13 protein-coding genes and 1 tRNA gene are annotated in these 15,442 nt (G+C 56.2%); 11 read left to right on the forward strand and 3 right to left on the reverse strand.

The features are described from left to right. The first annotated feature begins 77 nt into the window (after positions 1–77). The 5 genes from JZM60_RS11390 to JZM60_RS11410 all read left to right on the forward strand — a co-directional run bounded on the left by JZM60_RS11390 (position 78) and on the right by JZM60_RS11410 (position 7,670). Complete coding sequence (locus tag JZM60_RS11390) at positions 78–809, forward strand: pseudouridine synthase (RefSeq protein ID WP_207162578.1); 732 nt, start codon at positions 78–80, stop codon at positions 807–809. Positions 810–1,023: 214 nt separating this feature from the next. Further along, the gene (locus tag JZM60_RS11395; RefSeq protein WP_207162579.1) at positions 1,024–3,813 is read left to right on the forward strand and encodes a PAS domain S-box protein; all 2,790 of its coding nucleotides are present in this window, start codon (positions 1,024–1,026) and stop codon (positions 3,811–3,813) included. 91 nt (positions 3,814–3,904) lie between these two features. Further along, a complete protein-coding gene (locus tag JZM60_RS11400; protein ID WP_207162580.1) occupies positions 3,905–4,846 on the forward strand; it encodes an ABC transporter substrate-binding protein in 942 nt (313 codons plus the stop codon). A 6-nt stretch (positions 4,847–4,852) separates the two neighbouring features. Beyond that, positions 4,853–6,442, forward strand: a complete 1,590-nt coding sequence (locus JZM60_RS11405) for a sensor histidine kinase (RefSeq protein WP_207162581.1) — start codon at positions 4,853–4,855, stop codon at positions 6,440–6,442. A 1-nt stretch (position 6,443) separates the two neighbouring features. After that, positions 6,444–7,670: a sensor histidine kinase gene (locus JZM60_RS11410; RefSeq protein ID WP_207162582.1), complete on the forward strand. Its 1,227-nt coding sequence runs from the start codon at positions 6,444–6,446 to the stop codon at positions 7,668–7,670. A gap of 98 nt (positions 7,671–7,768) precedes the next feature. On the opposite strand, the gene JZM60_RS11415 is transcribed toward JZM60_RS11410, so the two are convergent. Continuing rightward, positions 7,769–7,855: transfer RNA gene (locus JZM60_RS11415), tRNA-Leu, on the reverse strand. Between the two features lie 340 nt (positions 7,856–8,195). Here JZM60_RS11415 and JZM60_RS11420 point away from each other — a divergent pair. The 6 genes from JZM60_RS11420 (at position 8,196) to lgt (ending at position 14,628) form a co-directional block, all read left to right on the forward strand. Next, a complete protein-coding gene (locus JZM60_RS11420; protein ID WP_207162583.1) occupies positions 8,196–8,993 on the forward strand; it encodes a TlyA family RNA methyltransferase in 798 nt (265 codons plus the stop codon). A gap of 18 nt (positions 8,994–9,011) precedes the next feature. Next, a complete protein-coding gene (locus JZM60_RS11425) occupies positions 9,012–10,142 on the forward strand; it encodes a metallophosphoesterase family protein (protein WP_207162584.1) in 1,131 nt (376 codons plus the stop codon). Next, entirely contained in the window at positions 10,142–12,313 is a 2,172-nt protein-coding gene (locus JZM60_RS11430) for an ATP-binding protein (protein WP_207162585.1), read from the forward strand. Before JZM60_RS11425 ends, JZM60_RS11430 begins: the two co-directional genes overlap by 1 nt. Further along, complete coding sequence (locus JZM60_RS11435; RefSeq protein WP_207162586.1) at positions 12,291–12,635, forward strand: histidine triad nucleotide-binding protein; 345 nt, start codon at positions 12,291–12,293, stop codon at positions 12,633–12,635. The genes JZM60_RS11430 and JZM60_RS11435 overlap by 23 nt, the downstream gene beginning before the upstream one ends. A gap of 50 nt (positions 12,636–12,685) precedes the next feature. Beyond that, positions 12,686–13,234, forward strand: a complete 549-nt coding sequence (locus JZM60_RS11440) for a DUF4124 domain-containing protein (protein ID WP_207162587.1) — start codon at positions 12,686–12,688, stop codon at positions 13,232–13,234. A 608-nt stretch (positions 13,235–13,842) separates the two neighbouring features. Beyond that, positions 13,843–14,628 (forward strand): prolipoprotein diacylglyceryl transferase, encoded by a 786-nt coding sequence (gene lgt, locus JZM60_RS11445; protein WP_207162588.1) that lies wholly within the window; start codon positions 13,843–13,845, stop codon positions 14,626–14,628. Between the two features lie 9 nt (positions 14,629–14,637). Here the strand turns inward: lgt and JZM60_RS11450 are convergent, their stop codons facing one another. Together JZM60_RS11450 and JZM60_RS11455 are read right to left on the reverse strand one after the other, a co-directional pair. After that, the gene (locus tag JZM60_RS11450; RefSeq protein WP_207162589.1) at positions 14,638–15,072 is read right to left on the reverse strand and encodes an ATP-binding protein; all 435 of its coding nucleotides are present in this window, start codon (positions 15,070–15,072) and stop codon (positions 14,638–14,640) included. An 11-nt stretch (positions 15,073–15,083) separates the two neighbouring features. Continuing rightward, the gene (locus tag JZM60_RS11455; protein ID WP_207162590.1) at positions 15,084–15,419 is read right to left on the reverse strand and encodes an STAS domain-containing protein; all 336 of its coding nucleotides are present in this window, start codon (positions 15,417–15,419) and stop codon (positions 15,084–15,086) included. Positions 15,420–15,442 lie beyond the last annotated feature (23 nt).

The raw sequence follows: 15,442 nt of genomic DNA on the forward strand, positions 1-15,442 counted from the left end.
TGCATTGACCGGCAAAAGGCTAGGGGTGGGGGGTATGGTCCTTCGCTTCTGGCCTTTCGCCATTTTTGAGAGGGAATATGGAAGAGCGGTTGCAGAAGATACTTTCCCAGGCCGGGGTCGCTTCCCGCCGGGAGGCAGAGCGGATGATCACAGACGGGCGTGTCATGATTAACGGTGCGCCGGTTACCGAGCTCGGCACCAAGGCTGATCCTTCCCGCGATAATATCACCGTCGACGGCAAGCCGGTCACCGTTGAAGAAAAGCGGGTATACATCCTTCTAAATAAACCCGTGGGGTATATGACAACCCTGAAGGACCCCGAGGGGCGTCCCATCGTAACCGATCTCCTCAAGGGGCTCGGGGTGAGGGTCTTCCCCGTGGGGCGTCTCGACTACAATACCGAGGGGCTGCTGCTCCTTACCAATGACGGCGAATGGGCCAACAGTCTTGCCCATCCGAGGCATGAGGTGGATAAGGAGTACCTCGTGCGGGTGCGGGGAACGGTGACCCGGGAGCAGATTACCCGGCTGGAGCAGGGCGTTGAGCTGGAGGACGGCAAGACTGCTCCGGCAAGGGTTGCAGTAACCAAACAGAGCGACAACAATACCTGGATTTCCATCACAATTCACGAGGGGCGCTATCGTCAGGTCCGCCGCATGTGCGAGGCGGTCAGCCTTTCGGTGGTCAGGCTGCGGCGGATACGGTATGGGGCCCTTGCCATCGGCGAGCTGAAGTTGGGGGAGTACCGGCGGCTTACTCCCGGAGAAGTGGCAGCGCTGGCAGACGGCAGGAAGCGCGGGCGGCGGTGAGATGCCGGCTGGGTTCCATTCTGCCGGCATCTTTAAAGAATTCTGTCTGATAATTTATGCGGGAAAAAGGGCACCAGTAGAATGGGTGCCCTTTTTGGTTGATGCATTTGCAGGTTTGCCGTTCCGGGATAAGGGATTTGAAGGAGGGTGCAGGACTTGAAATTTAATGGCGGCACGATACTGTTAAGTGTCGTTATAAAGATACGGAGAGGGGTTGCGCTTGCAGGATGATGGCAGAAATCCTCGTATTGACGAAAGCTCCTGCTCAAAGGGACTGGCGGGCCAGATCAAGGAATGGAGCGATGGCACAGAGCATGAAATGTGCTTTCTCGCCGATTTGCTTGAAGACTCCGGCCAGCCCTTTGCCATCGGGTACCTCGACGGCAGTGTGGGCCATGTTAACAGGGCGTTTGAACGTCTTGTCGGGTACAGTGGGGAAGAGCTGCGGAAACTGGACTGGCGCACCGCCCTTACCCCTCCGGAGTGGCGGGATAGTGAACTGGCGCAGCTGGCGGAGCTTAAGCGAACCGGCGAACCCGTCAGGTACGAGAAGGAATACATCCGAAAGGATGGCTCCCGTCTGCCGGTGGAACTTCTTGTGCATCTGAAGAAGGATAAAGCCGGTAGCCCCCTTTATTACTATTCTTTTTTAACTGATATCACCGAGCGCAAGAGGGTTGATGAGCGCGTAAGGCACCTTTCCTATTTCCCCCAGTTCAATCCTAACCCCATCATCGAAACCGATTACAACGGAAACGTTACCTACTGCAACACCGCTACCTGCAAGGCTCTGGCAGGCATTGGCGCGGAGGCTGATGCCGGCCTGCTCGTTCCCGACGACCTGGACGCCATTGTACGCGACTGGGACAGGAGCAGCGAAGCAACCCTGTACCGCGAGGTTTCCGTCAAAAACGGGGTATTCAGGGAGACCGTTTTTCTGACGCCCCTTTATCCCGTCGTGCGTATCTATGCCCACGACATCACGGATTTGAAAGAGGCCGGGAAGGCGTTGCGGGAAAATGAGAAAATGCTCCGCCTTTTTATCGAACATGCTCCAGCGGGGCTGGCAATGTTTGATCGCGAGATGCGCTACCTGAGCGTCAGTAAGCGCTGGTTGAGAGACTACAGGCTCGGCGACCGCGATTTGCGGGGGCTCTGCCACTATGACGTTTTCCCAGAGCTTCCCGAAAAGTGGAAAGAGTTTCACCGGAGAGGGTTGGCTGGTGAAGAGTTGAAGGAAGAGGGAGAGCCGTTTGTGCGTGCCGACGGCTCGGTGCAATGGCTGCGCTGGGAGCTGCATCCCTGGTATGACTCGTCGGACCAGGTCGGGGGAATTGTCATTGCCTCCGAAGACATTACCGAGAGTAAGCAGGCGGAGGAAAGGATTCTGCAATTGAATCAGGAGATGGAGCAGCGGCTGGCCGAATTGCAGCTTATCCTCGATACCTCCCCCATCGGTCTTGCCATTACCAATGAGCCGCAGGGTGACGTCATCCGGGGCAATCCGGCCCTTGAAAAACTGCTCGGAGTGCCGGCAGGGGGCGAAATATCAAAACATGGTTTCAACGCGGCAAAATTCCGGGTCTTCAAAGACGGCCGTGAGCTCTCTCCTTTGGAGTTGCCCATGCAAAGGGCCGTTCGCGGTGAGCTCATTTGCGGAGAAACCTTGGACATCCAGCGGGAGGACGGGACGTTTAGGAATCTTTACTGCTCCGCGGCAGCGCTTTTGAACAATGAGGGCAAGCCATGTGGCGCGGTCGGAGCGTTCATGGACATAACCGAACGCAAAGAGCTGGAGGATGTGGTCATAAAAAGCCAGCTCGACGTGTACGCCATCCTCGACAACATACCCTACCGGGCTTGGCTAAAGGATACTGAAGGACGTTACGTGAAGGTCAACTGGCCGCTGGCAATTGCCTTTGGGTGTGCGTCGCCCAGAGAGGTCATCGGCAAAACGGACCTGGAACTCCTGCCGCGGGATTTGGCCGAGATGGTCCGTGCCGACGACCAGGAGGTTATGGGGAGCGGGCAGAAAAAGCTGGTTGAGGTGAACGTTGTCGAGGATGGAGAAGAAAAGTGTTTCGAAACGTTCCGGGCGCCCCGGTTTGACCAGAACGGCAAGGTAATCGGCACGACGGGAATCGCCGAGGACATAACTAAACGCAAGCGGGCCGCGCAAGAATTGCAGGCGGCCCACGACGAACTGGAACAGAAGGTCGCGGAACGCACCCATGAGCTTGCCACTGCCCTGAATGATCTGAGGACAGAGAGCCTCGACCGCATCCAGGCCCTTGAGGCGCTGCGCGAGCAGGAGCAGCTCCTCATCCATCAGGGCCGGCTCGCGGCCATGGGTGAGATGATAGGCAACATCGCTCACCAGTGGCGCCAGCCATTGAATACCCTGGGGATTATCATTCAGGGGTTGCCCGTGAGCTTGGACGCCGGAGAATTAACTGCAGAATACCTGGAGGAAAGGGTCGAACGGGCCATGCAGCTGATTTACCACATGTCCAAGACCATTGACGATTTCAGGAACTTCTTCAGCCCCGACAAGGAAAAGGTTCAGTTCGGAGTCAAAGGGGTTGTTACCAATGCCCTGTCACTTATTGGAGACAATTTCAGGAGTATGGGGATACAGGTCCGGTTCGATTGCTCAAGCGACATCTCCATCAACGGTTATCCCAATGAATTCTCCCAGGCACTTCTCAATATCCTCATGAATGCCAGGGATGCCATTGAGCAGAGGAATGTTCACGAACCGCGCGTGGTGGTCAGGATGTTTATGGAAAACAACCGGATGGTGCTGACCATTGCCGACAACGGAGGCGGCATCGATAAGAGGATTATCGACAAGGTATTCGATCCCTACTTCACCTCGAAGGGGCCGAGTCACGGAACCGGCCTTGGGCTTTTCATCGCCAAAACCATTATAGAAAAAAGCATGAACGGCACGCTCAACGTGCACAACACCGGGGAAGGCGCAGAGTTCAGGATTATGGTCTGAGCTGGAGACAGGCATAGCCATGACTAATAGCAGGGCAATAATCGTTGGATCAGCTGCGGTGGTTATATGTGGTTTATTGGTTGTCATCGGAATGAAAGCGTCAAGGAGCAGCAAGAGTTCCGCGCCGCCCGAGCACCTGGTTTTTGCCGTTGCGGCGCTGCTTGATTCCGTTCCGGCTCTTGTGGCCGACAGACAGGGGTATTTCAAGGGGGAAGGGCTTGATGTCGAAGTGAAGATGTATTCCACGGGGAAAGACGCACTCGCTGCGGTGCGGCGCGGGGAGGCCGATTTTGCCACCGTGGCGGACTTTCCCTTTGTTCTTGCCGTGCTGGATGGCGCGGATATCCAGGTACTTGCCACCATCTGCAAGAGCGGCAGGGAAAACAGCATAGTGGCCAGAAGGGATCGGGGTATTACCGAGCAGGAGCACATACGGGGGAAGGTTGTCGGCGTCATCCCCGGGACCAGCAGCGAGTTTCTGCTCGACGAATTTTTGATAATGAAGGGCATACCGCACACCGACCTTACCGTGGTTGAGCTGAAGCCCGAGGAAACAGTGAACGCGCTGCTTGCCGGCAAAGTCGATGCGGTTTCCACCTGGAGCCAATACACGGCGCAGTTGCTGAAAAGCCTTGGAAATAATGGTGTCAGATTCTTCTCCGAGGAAACATATCAGATGTACTGGAACATCGTCGCCACCCGGAAATTCGTTAACGGGAACAAGGATTCAGTACGCAAGTTCGTCAAGGCCCTTGACCGCGCAAACAACTACATCATGCATGATGAGGATGGGGCGCAGAAGGTGGTTTTAAGCTCATTGAAGCTTGAGCCTGCCCAGTTGAAAGATGTTTGGGACGACTATGAATTTGACCTTTCACTGGACCATACATTGCCCATCACCCTGGAAAGCCAGGCGCGCTGGGTATGCAAGCGGAAAGGGGTCGCGGTCTCGGATGTGCCGAATTTTCATGGCTTTGTCTACATGGATGCCCTGCTAGGCATCAAGCCTGCCGCTGTTACGGTTATGAGGTAGCCTCCGGTGTCCATAAGGAAACGTCTGGCTATAATATCCGTCCTTCCCCTTGTGGTGGCCCTGCTGGGCAGCATCTATATCATCAGGATGAACGCTCTTCAGGATTATCATCGGAATGAGTTGCAGTTTATTACTTCAGTATCAAATGATATTTTTGACCTGAACTTTCTGTCGGACCGCTACCTGCTCTACCGGGAGAAACAGGTCAAAGCCCAGTGGCTCCTGAAGCACGATGCCCTTGGAAAAATGCTGGCGGGACAACATATCTCCGGTAGGGAAAATGATAATCTGTGGCACAAGCTGAGCCGTATCCACAGAGATATGGGCCGCATTCTATTTCAACTGAGCGGGACGCTGGATAACGGTGATGCCTCTGGCGATGTTAAGCAACTGGATGACCGGGAAGAGCGACTTTCGATGGTTCTTCTCCTCAAGGCGCGTGAAATGTTCAGTACGGCAGAGCGCATTGCCGGTGCCAAGCGGCACGAACTTGTTGCGATACGGCAAAAGTTGAACTACAGCATCATCGTTCTGTTTGTTATGTTTGCGCTGGTGATCAGCATAATCTCCGCACTCAGTTCCAGGGCCATCATTGCATCCATCGGAGGCTTGCGGCGCGGTACCGAGATAGTGGCTTCCGGGAACCTGGATCACCGGCTCGAACCGCGGGGCGATGATGAACTCGGACAGCTGGCCATGGCCTTTAACGTCATGACGGAAAGGGTCAAGTCGGCCGACACCAACCTGCGTAATACAATTTCAGCCCTTCGCCAGGAAGTGGAGGAGCGTAAGCGCGCCGAGGAAAATGCCCGCGACCTGAACCAACAGCTGGAAACGGCCGTTGCCGCCCTGGAGGAAGAGATTGCGGAACACCAGCAGACTGGAGACGAACTTCGGAACAAGGAACACCTTCTAGTCCTCCAGAGCCGCCAAGCCACCATGGGAGAGATGATAGGCAACATTGCCCATCAGTGGCGCCAGCCGCTGAACCTGCTTGCTATCATTGTCCAGAGCCTGCCGGAGAGGGGCGAGCGCGGCGACCTGCGCGTGGAAGACCTGAGAAGTTGTTCTGAAAAGTCAATGAAGATTATCTCCCATATGTCCCAAACCATTGACGATTTCAGGAATTTCTTCAGGCCGGACAAGGAGAAGATTCCGTTCAAGGTCTGCGATGCCGTTTCCCGCGCGCTCTCCATTATTGAGGGGAGCTTTGCCGGTTCCAGGATCAAGATCGAAACTAACGTTACGGGAGATCCCGTTGTAAATGGCTATCCGAACGAGTTCTCCCAGGTGCTGATAAATATTCTGCTGAACGCGCGGGATGTGTTGGTAGAGCGCAGGGTTGACAATCCGCTTGTGACGATCACAATAGAAACCAAAGCCGGCAAGAGCGCCATTGCCATTGCCGATAACGGTGGCGGTATTCAGGAAGAGATTATGGACAAGATCTTCGATCCGTATTTCACCACCAGAGGACCGGACAGGGGGACGGGAGTCGGCTTGTTCATGTCTAAAACCATTATTGAAAAAAACATGAACGGAGCGCTTACTGCACGTAACGTCGGGGCAGGAGCGGAATTCAGGATAGAGGTCTGACATGGAATCCTTGCAATACCCGGATTTCCGTTTATCGCTTCTGTATGTGGAAGATGAGGCAGAAATCAGGGATCTGCTCAGGGGCGTACTTATAAGGAAGTTCCCCAACCTCGATATCCATGTCGCGGAGAACGGGATGGCAGGGCTTGAGGTTTTCCGGGAGCGACGGCCGGATATAGTCCTGACCGACATCCGCATGCCGCTCATGGACGGTATCCAGATGTCCCGCGCCATACGGGAAGAAAACCCCTCTGCAAACATCATAGTCATCTCTGCCTGCAGCGAAACGGACTACCTTCTGGAGGCCATAAAAATGGGTGTCAGCAGGTATGTGCTGAAACCCATTAACCACAAGATGCTCTTTGAGGCAATTGATGACTGCGTTTCCGGAATCGTTTACGAACGGCAGGCAAAGGCGCAGAATGAACTGATACGGCGGATGAACGATGAACTGGAGCAGCGCGTGGCGGACCGCACCGCCGAGCTTCAGGCGTCCAACCGCGAACTGCAGGCATTCTGCTACCTGGTTGCCCACGATCTGAGTACTCCGCTGCGCGGCATCAACGGGTTCAGCGCGATTCTCCTGGAAGAGTATGCCGACAAGCTTGACGAGGCCGGCAAGCGCTACCTTGAGCGGATGGGGGCTGCGGCCGACAGGATGGGGCAGCTCATCAACGACCTCCTTGAGCTCTCGCGGGTTACCCGCAGGGAGCTCCACAGGGAGAAGATCGATCTCAGCTGCCTTGCGGAGAGCATCGTCAATGATTTGCGGCAGAAAGCACCTGATCGCGAAACGGAGGTCAGCATTGCGGAAAAGCTGGAGGCCGAAGGCGATCCGATTCTCATACGTCTTGCCATGGAAAATCTCCTCGGCAATGCCTGTAAATATACTGCCAGGGTTCCATCTCCCCGGATCGAATTCGGATCATGCCTGGTCAACGGAGAAACGGTCTTTTATGTTCGCGACAATGGCATAGGATTCGATATGGCCTATGTCCACAAGCTTTTTATCCCGTTCCAGAGGTTGCACGGCATTAATGAGTATGGTGGGACCGGTATCGGGCTGGCGGCGGTGCAGCGAATCATAGCCAGGCATGGCGGTAAGATATGGGCCGAAGGTGAACCGGGAAAAGGGGCGACTTTTTATTTTACGGTCAGATGTCCGGTGGCCGGTTCCCCGGCGGGAAATCAGCAGGACGGAAATTCAGTTGGTGAAGGTGTTGAATGAGCCGGTGCGGAGATTATTGCGGGATGTAAGGGCTGTGTAGCAGGGGATCGAGGCAAAGAAAAAGGGGTTAACCGGTTGGTTAACCCCTTGTTGCTTCCTGGTGCCGAAGACTGGACTCGAACCAGCACACGGTTGCCCGCACAAGAACCTGAATCTTGCGTGTCTACCAATTCCACCACTTCGGCGTAGGGACTTACATCTATAGCATCGTCTCCGGGGGATTGCAAGGATTTTTTAGGCAGATTCATAACGCCATATCAGCTGCATTTATGGCCCAGGAGTGTGGTTTTGAGACCGGTTCGCTCGTGTCGCGGGGAACGGGGTCTGGCCCGGCTTCGAATCCGCTGCTGTGGTGATGCGTCATCTTTTGAATCGCGTTGACACTGGGGTGGGGATAGGGGTATATCAATTTACTGGTTTTATGAGCCTGAAACTGCGCTGTTAATGAATTAACGCCATGTATCCCAAGCCCTTCCTTCCCCTGCCGTGTCGGATGGGCAGTCCTACAGGATATCCTTATTCCCCATGACCAGTTCCACTACTCCAACCGGAATCAGAAACAGGGAGCGCCTCGATAAACTCCTGGTGGACCGAGGGCTCGTCCAATCACGGGAACGTGCCCGTGCCCTCATCATGGCCGGACAGGTGGTGGTGAACGACCATCTTGCGGATAAGGCGGGGACGCAGGTGTCGCTGGATGCCGATGTCCGGCTCAAGGGAGAGGATATTCCGTTTGTGAGCCGCGGCGGGTTGAAGCTTGCCCGAGCCCTCGATGAGTTCGGCCTGGATGTGACTGATCTGGTTGCCATTGATGTGGGGGCCTCCACCGGCGGCTTTACCGACTGTCTCATCCAGCGGGGTGCCCGGAAGGTCTATGCCGTAGACGTGGGATACGGCCAGCTGGCCTGGAAGCTCCGTCAGGATTCCCGTGTGGTGAATCTTGAGAAGACCAATATCCGGTACCTGGAGCCGGGCACTCTCGCAGAACTTCCCGACCTGGCTGTCATCGATGCCTCGTTCATTTCCCTCGACAAGGTGCTGCCCCCGACGCTTCGGCTCATCCGCAACGGGGGCACTGTCGTTGCCCTCATCAAGCCCCAGTTTGAAGTGGGGAAAGGCGAAGTGGGCAAAGGGGGGGTCGTGCGGGATGAAGGAAAGCACCGGGAAGTGGTTGAAAACGTCGTCTCCCTGGCGGAATCCCTTGGACTCCATGTGTGCGGAGTTACAGAATCGCCTATTCTCGGCCCGAAAGGTAACCGGGAATTCCTGATTCATCTGATAAAGCGGCAGAACATCCCTGATTCTGAAACCGATAACCCATAAATTTCAATCTGACATCCTATGGCCATACGAATTCTTCATACCGCCGACCTCCACCTGGGCGCTTCCCTGAAAAATTACGGGGAGCTTGCCCGCGGACGCCGCCAGGATTTCCTCAAGACCTTTGACCGCATCGTAAACCTTGCCATCAAGCGGGAAGTGGACTGCCTCCTGGTGGCCGGCGACCTGTTCGACTCGGCACAGGTGGATGCCGAGATTGTGGGTCGCGTTCAGGATGGTTTCGAGCGGCTCTCAGGGCGGGGCATCCGCATTGTCCTCATCCCCGGCACCCACGACAACGTGGTATCTGCCGAAAGCGTCTACAATCGTCATTCCTTTGCAGGTGCCCATATCCTGAAAGACCCCGTGGTTAATGAACCCCTTCCGCTGGAAATACGGGGGGCGACGGTTTATTTCTATGGGTTCGCCTACCGTTCGGACCGTTCACGGGAAGCACTGGAGTCTTTGCGCCGTCGGGACGGGGGCGGAATCCATGTGGGGCTCCTGCACGGCTCCCTCAAGGGGAGCCCCGAATGGGATATGCGGAAGAAGGACATCCCCTTTACAACGCCGGAGCTTGCGGCTCTTGGACTCGACTACATCGCCCTCGGCCATTACCACAACGTCGGGTGCCTTGAGGAGCAGGGGCGGATAATCGCCTGCTATCCCGGCTCACCCGAGGGGAAGAAGTTCGGCGAGAACGGCGAGCGCCACGTTCTCATCGTCGAGGTGGGCGAGGGAAGCGCAGCTGTCGAGAAGGTGCCAGTGCAGAGCCGCATTGTGAACGAGTTCACGGTTGACGCTTCCCTCTTTCCGGAGCCGGGGGCCTTGGAAGGAGAGCTTGCGCGGCTTGCCTCACCGGATCTCATCGCCCGCATCAGGCTTGTGGGGACAGTGGAAGACCCCCTCGACACTTCCAACCTGTCGGGGCGGCTCCAGGGAAGGTATTCATGGCTTGAGCTGCTGGATGAGACCGACCTTTACGACAGCAGCCATGTGAAGCGGATGGAACGGGAAGACTCGATCCGGGGGCTCTTTATCCGCAAAGTCCACGACCGGTTTGAAAAGGCGGAAACCGAGGCTGAGCAGGAACTGTGCCGCGATGCCCTGAAGCTCGTAATGGGCCGCTTTGTGCGGGGAGGCGGGAACTGATGCTCTGGATAACCTCAGTGCAGCTCCCTTCCTTCGGCCGTTTCCGGGGGGAGCAATTCACCTTCCGGCCGGGGATGAACCTGGTGTGCGGCAAGAACGAAGCCGGCAAATCGACGATCCTGTCAGCGATTGCGGGGACAATCTTCGGCTTCCGCAAGGATAAGGACCGGTTCGTTCCCTGGAGCGGCAGCGGGGGGTGCGAGGCGCGGGTGAGCTTTGCCTATGATGGCCGGGAAATGACCATTGCCCGCGATTTTCTCACTGACCGGGTTCAGGCGGCGGAACGTTCGGGGGATAAGCTTCTCTGGAGCTTCGAGGGGAAGGTCTCCCCGGCGGGGCGCAGCAGCGAACGGGAAGAGTACCTAACCAAGATCGAGGATGTGTGGGGTTTCGCCGAAGGGGATATCTTCCGCAATTCGGTTTTCGTGGGCCAGAGGGACCTGAAGATCGAGGGTGACGGTGCCCTGACCACCCGGATCAAGCAGCTCCTTTCCGGTTTTTCCGAGATGGATTACGATGCCGTGGTGAATAGCCTTGAAAAGGAACTCTACGAGCTGACCAGGCGCCCCGGCGGGCGGGCCAGGGACCGGGAACTGGAGGAGGTGCGCGCGCGGATGGCCGAGCTGGCCGAGACCTGGCGCACGGCGAGCCGGAATCTTGAGGAAAACGGGAAGATTGAAGCGGAACTTGCGGAGCTTCAGGGTGCCATCGACTCCGGCCGTGCCGATCTGGAGAAGGGAGAAAAATACCTCCAGAGGGTGAAAAAATACCATGAGGCTGAGGGCCGGGAGGTGGGGCTCCGGAAGGAGTTCGACCGTATCCGGACGGAACTGGAGAAGGTGGAGGCCCTTGAAGCGCAACGGGTGGAGATTGAGAAAAAGCTCGCCCCCCTGGGGGACCTGGCGAAACTTCCCGCCGGGTTCGACAGGACTATCGAGGCTTACTGTACTGCCAGCGAACGCCTGGAGCAGCTGGAAGATGAGATGGCCGGATTGTCTGCGGAGCCCCGTGATGTCCGCAAGGTTTCCGCCGGGCTGCTCTTTTCTCCCATTTTGGCATGGGGAGCGGCGGTTTTAGCCTGGTTCTTCATGCCGAAGACCGCCTATGTGATGACCGGCATTGCCGTCTTTGCAACCCTGGCCGTTGCCGTCTATGCAGCCCGCTCGAAAAGTGCGCGAAATGCCGATGCATCCCGGCGACAGGGGAGAGCGGACGGTCTTTCGGCCGAGATCGGCCGATTGCGAAACGAAGCTGCCCGGCTTGCGGAAATGGTTTCGAAGCACCTTGGCGACATCGAACCGGCCAGTGCCCGTGGGATTCTCGAAGAGATGGAGGGGGTCGAGGGGGTTGTTGTCGAGCATGACCAGGTGGCAAGCGCGCTCCGGGTGCTTTCACCCCTTGACGATCTCAAGAACCAGCACTCTGAACTTGCCCGGGAGCTGGCCGTGGTGCGGGAGGCCATGGAGAGCTTCGTCGGCAAGGGTTTTACGGCCATGTCCCACGAGGAGTTTGCCGCTGCCGAGGAGAAGATGCAGCGGCTGGAGCGGGAGGTGAAGGAGAAGGAGCGCCTCTGCCTCGTCAAAAAGCAGGAGCTGGCGGGGCTTCGCGCTGGAGTCCAGGACCTTGAGGCCATTGCCGAAGAGGGTGAAGAGCTCAAGTTGCGGGAGCAGCGCCTTGTGCGACGGACCGGTGCCCTGCGGCTTGCCGTGGAGCTTTTGCGTGAAACGCTGGATGAATACCGTGCTACCTATCTGGCACGTCTCTCCTCGGAGATAAACGGCAAGCTCTACAACCTCACCGCCGGCAGATATCGGGAGGCCCGCCTTGACGACAATTTCAACCTCACCATCGGCGCCGATGGCGAACTCCGAGCGGTGGAGGCTTACAGTTGCGGGGTTCAGGATCAGGCATATCTCGCCTCCCGGCTCGCCCTGGGGGGGATTCTCTCCCGGGGGCGAAAATTGCCTTTTCTTCTCGACGACCCTCTGGTAAATTTTGACGATGAGCGAAAAACATCCGTTTTAGCTACATTTAACCTTATTTCAGCCGCGCACCAGGTAATTCTCTTTGTGCACGATGAACGATATCTCCGGCTCAAGGGAGCCGACCTCTGGAACCGTATCCGCATCGATATGAAAGGAAAACCGGATGGACAGCTGCATCTTCTGTAAGATAATCGAAGGGGCCATTCCGGCCAAAAAGGTTTACGAGGATGAAGACCTCATCGCCATCGAGGACATAAACCCGGTTGCGCCGCACCATGTTCTGCTCATTCCCCGCAAGCACGTCGTGAATGCCCTCGACCTGACGGCCGAGGACGATCCCCTCATTGGCCGGATTTTCCGGGCGGCAGCCGCCATTGCCCGTGAGTGGGGGGTGGACGAACGTGGGTTTCGCATCGTGCAGAACAATAACGCCGATGCCGGGCAGTCGGTTTTTCACATTCATTTCCATCTTCTGGCGGGACGCCACCTGGGGTGGCCGCCGGGGTAGGCGGACCTCGGCAGCTCTGTTCGCAGCAAAGGGAACACGGGAGGAAACAAATGGCGCGCTATGTATCTACCATGATAGTGCTGGCTCTGGTCTTTGCCGTAACGGCTCACGCCGACATTTACAAGTGGGTCGATGCTCGGGGTACGGTGAACTACACGCAGGATTACGGCAAAGTTCCGCAGAAATACCGGAAAAAAGTAATCGTTATTTCCGAGGGGGAAGCGCCGACCGCAGAAGTGTCGGAAACGGTTGTGGAACCGGGGGATAAAGGGACGCAGCCGGAAGCAGTCCGGAAGGATGCCGTAAGTGCACCGGCCGTCAAGCCGGAGCAAAAGAAGGCGGTCTATGGCGGCAAAGACGCGGATGCCTGGAGAGCTGAATTCACAGCCTTGAGGACCGCAATCAAAACCAACGAGGCGGAACTTGCCGACCGGAAGGCACGTTTGGCAAATCCCCGTAACATGAATCGCGGAATGTACCTGAGTGTTCAGGCCGATGCTAGACGCTTTGAGGAGAAGCTTGCCGAGCAGAATGGCCGGTTGAGTGCCCTTGAAGAGAATGCCAGAAGGGCGGGGGTTCCCCAGGATCTGATGAAATAATCCCCCTTGACCATGGTGGAGAAAAGAGAAAGCCCGGAGGCGAAATCCTCCGGGCTTTTTTGTAATTGACGTCCAGCTGGGATGCTTTCTCGTATTCGTCGGTAGAAACGGTCTTAAAGCCGGAAAGGGCGCTCTTTGGTGACCGCCGGCCCCGATCTTTTTCGGCCGCTTCCCCTTTTGGGGCGGTTGTTACGCGCCTGACGAATGAGATGTACGCTGACAGCGCCATTCCCTGAACGTCAATTATATGCTTGCTCCGGGATAACCGTATAACCGCTGGATCCTCTGACCATTGGTAAACTTTTTATCGGGAAGGCGCTTCAGGCTACCTTCATATGCCGGCGTGCTCACCGCGTCTGAACCCGTCTTGAAGTTGTTGATTGACCGTCAGGGTTCTCAATCGGTTGCTACCTGATTCCCAGAGCAATTTCAAAGAACTGTAGCATTTGAGTGAAGTGTAGCTCCATTGGGGATGCTGTCAATGGGGTTGAAAATATTTTTTTATTGTCTTCTGCCGGCGCCTGCTTCTGCTCCTGTTGGGGGCGCAGATTGACACCATGGCGTATTATTGCTACGGTATGACGATTTTTATCCGGAGAGGAGCATCCATGCAGTTGCCGCACATCGACCCGGTTTTCTTCCGCATCGGCCCGCTGGAATTCCGCTGGTATGGACTCATGTACATACTGGGGTTCATGGCTGCCTATTTCATTATTCTCCGAAGGGTCCGCCAGCGTGCTCTTCCTCTTTCTGCGGACGATGTGGCGGATGTGATCTTCAATCTGGCGGTCGGGGTTATTCTCGGGGGGCGGCTTGGATATGTCGTCTTTTACAATGCATCCTACTATCTGGCCAATCCCCTTAAGGTGTTTGCTGTCTGGGAGGGGGGGATGTCCTTCCACGGCGGGCTCATCGGGGTGATTCTTGCGGGGCTGCTTGTGTCGCGGAAAAAGGGGATCACGTTCTTTACGCTGGCGGACCTCTGCGCACTCACCGCTCCGGTGGGGCTCGGCCTGGGAAGGCTGGGGAACTTCATCAACGGAGAACTTTTCGGGCGTGTTACCGATATGCCTTGGGGGATGGTTTTCCGCGAGGGGGGCGAGCTGCCGCGCCATCCGTCGCAATTGTATGAGGCAATCCTGGAGGGGCCGGTGTTGTTCGCGATCCTGATGATCGTGGGGAGGAAGGAACGTCCTGCGGGAGTTGAATTCTGGACTTTCGTCGCCGGCTACGGACTGTTCCGCTTTATCGTTGAATTCTTCCGGGAGCCTGACTCCCAGTTGGGCTTTTTGCTGGGTCCCTTTTCCATGGGGCAATTGCTCAGTTTCCCCATGTTCCTGCTCGGGGTGACGATGGCACTGATCGTTACTTTCAGGGGGAGAAGAGCCGGATAGCAGTCAATTTCATGGACAGCAGCGCAGGCACTTGGTCATTTCCAGCATGTTCCCGCCTTTTATCTGCTCGTATTTTACCGTATCCATCAATTGCTTGATTATAAAAATACCCCTGCCGCGGTCTTCCAGTTGTTCGAAGTCGGGCGGGGGTATGCTGTTTATGTCGAACCCCTGTCCGTCGTCGAAAACCCGGATAAGAAGGTCCTGGTCCGTGATGTTGATGTAAACGTGGACCATTTTGTCGGGGTCGTTGGCGTTTGCGTGCTTGATGGCGTTGACCATTGCTTCGGTAAGGACCAGGTTGATGTGGTACGCGAGCATGTCACGGTCGCCGTCGAAGCGCTTGAGCTCCATGGCGATGTCCTCGCCGATTCTGCCTATAAGGCTCAGGTAGCGGGTCTGGTTCGGCACCTTGATGTCAACTTCAATCTCGTTCTTGTCCATCCCTCACTCCCCTAAAAGTTTTCGAGCGCTTCCGATGTTGAGCCGAATATCTCGAAGACCCGGTGCAGGCGGGTTAGTTCGAACATGGATTTGACCTGCGGCTGGAGGCTCGAAAGTTTGAGGCTCCCCTGGTGGGATATGGCATTCTTGAAGCCGGAAACCAGCGCTCCAAGCCCCGAACTGTCGATAAATCGCACGTCGGTAAGATCTACCAGGATATTTTTCTTACCCTCTTCGAAAAGTTCCTGCATCTTCCCCTTTAAATCGTTTGAATTATGGGCGTCGAGGCGCTCTTCCTTTACGAAGATGATAAGGATTTCGTTCTTTTCCTCTGTCTTTAGATTCATGGTCCGCTCCTTGATATCAGGTC

The organism is Geobacter benzoatilyticus, assembly GCF_017338855.1.
In the GTDB taxonomy this organism is placed as follows: Bacteria; Desulfobacterota; Desulfuromonadia; order Geobacterales; family Geobacteraceae; genus Geobacter; species Geobacter benzoatilyticus.

What these genes read in the sequence shown, in the direction of transcription:
- JZM60_RS11390 (WP_207162578.1), top strand. Translation starts at nt 78, where the DNA reads ATGGAAGAGCGGTTGCAGAAGATACTTTCCCAGGCCGGGGTCGCTTCC.
- JZM60_RS11400 (WP_207162580.1), top strand. Translation starts at nt 3,905, where the DNA reads ATGAAAGCGTCAAGGAGCAGCAAGAGTTCCGCGCCGCCCGAGCACCTG.
- JZM60_RS11410 (WP_207162582.1), top strand. Translation starts at nt 6,444, where the DNA reads ATGGAATCCTTGCAATACCCGGATTTCCGTTTATCGCTTCTGTATGTG.
- JZM60_RS11420 (WP_207162583.1), top strand. Translation starts at nt 8,196, where the DNA reads ATGACCAGTTCCACTACTCCAACCGGAATCAGAAACAGGGAGCGCCTC.
- JZM60_RS11425 (WP_207162584.1), top strand. Translation starts at nt 9,012, where the DNA reads ATGGCCATACGAATTCTTCATACCGCCGACCTCCACCTGGGCGCTTCC.
- JZM60_RS11430 (WP_207162585.1), top strand. Translation starts at nt 10,142, where the DNA reads ATGCTCTGGATAACCTCAGTGCAGCTCCCTTCCTTCGGCCGTTTCCGG.
- JZM60_RS11435 (WP_207162586.1), top strand. Translation starts at nt 12,291, where the DNA reads ATGGACAGCTGCATCTTCTGTAAGATAATCGAAGGGGCCATTCCGGCC.
- JZM60_RS11440 (WP_207162587.1), top strand. Translation starts at nt 12,686, where the DNA reads ATGGCGCGCTATGTATCTACCATGATAGTGCTGGCTCTGGTCTTTGCC.
- lgt (WP_207162588.1), top strand. Translation starts at nt 13,843, where the DNA reads ATGCAGTTGCCGCACATCGACCCGGTTTTCTTCCGCATCGGCCCGCTG.
- JZM60_RS11450 (WP_207162589.1), bottom strand. Translation starts at nt 15,072, where the DNA reads ATGGACAAGAACGAGATTGAAGTTGACATCAAGGTGCCGAACCAGACC.
- JZM60_RS11455 (WP_207162590.1), bottom strand. Translation starts at nt 15,419, where the DNA reads ATGAATCTAAAGACAGAGGAAAAGAACGAAATCCTTATCATCTTCGTA.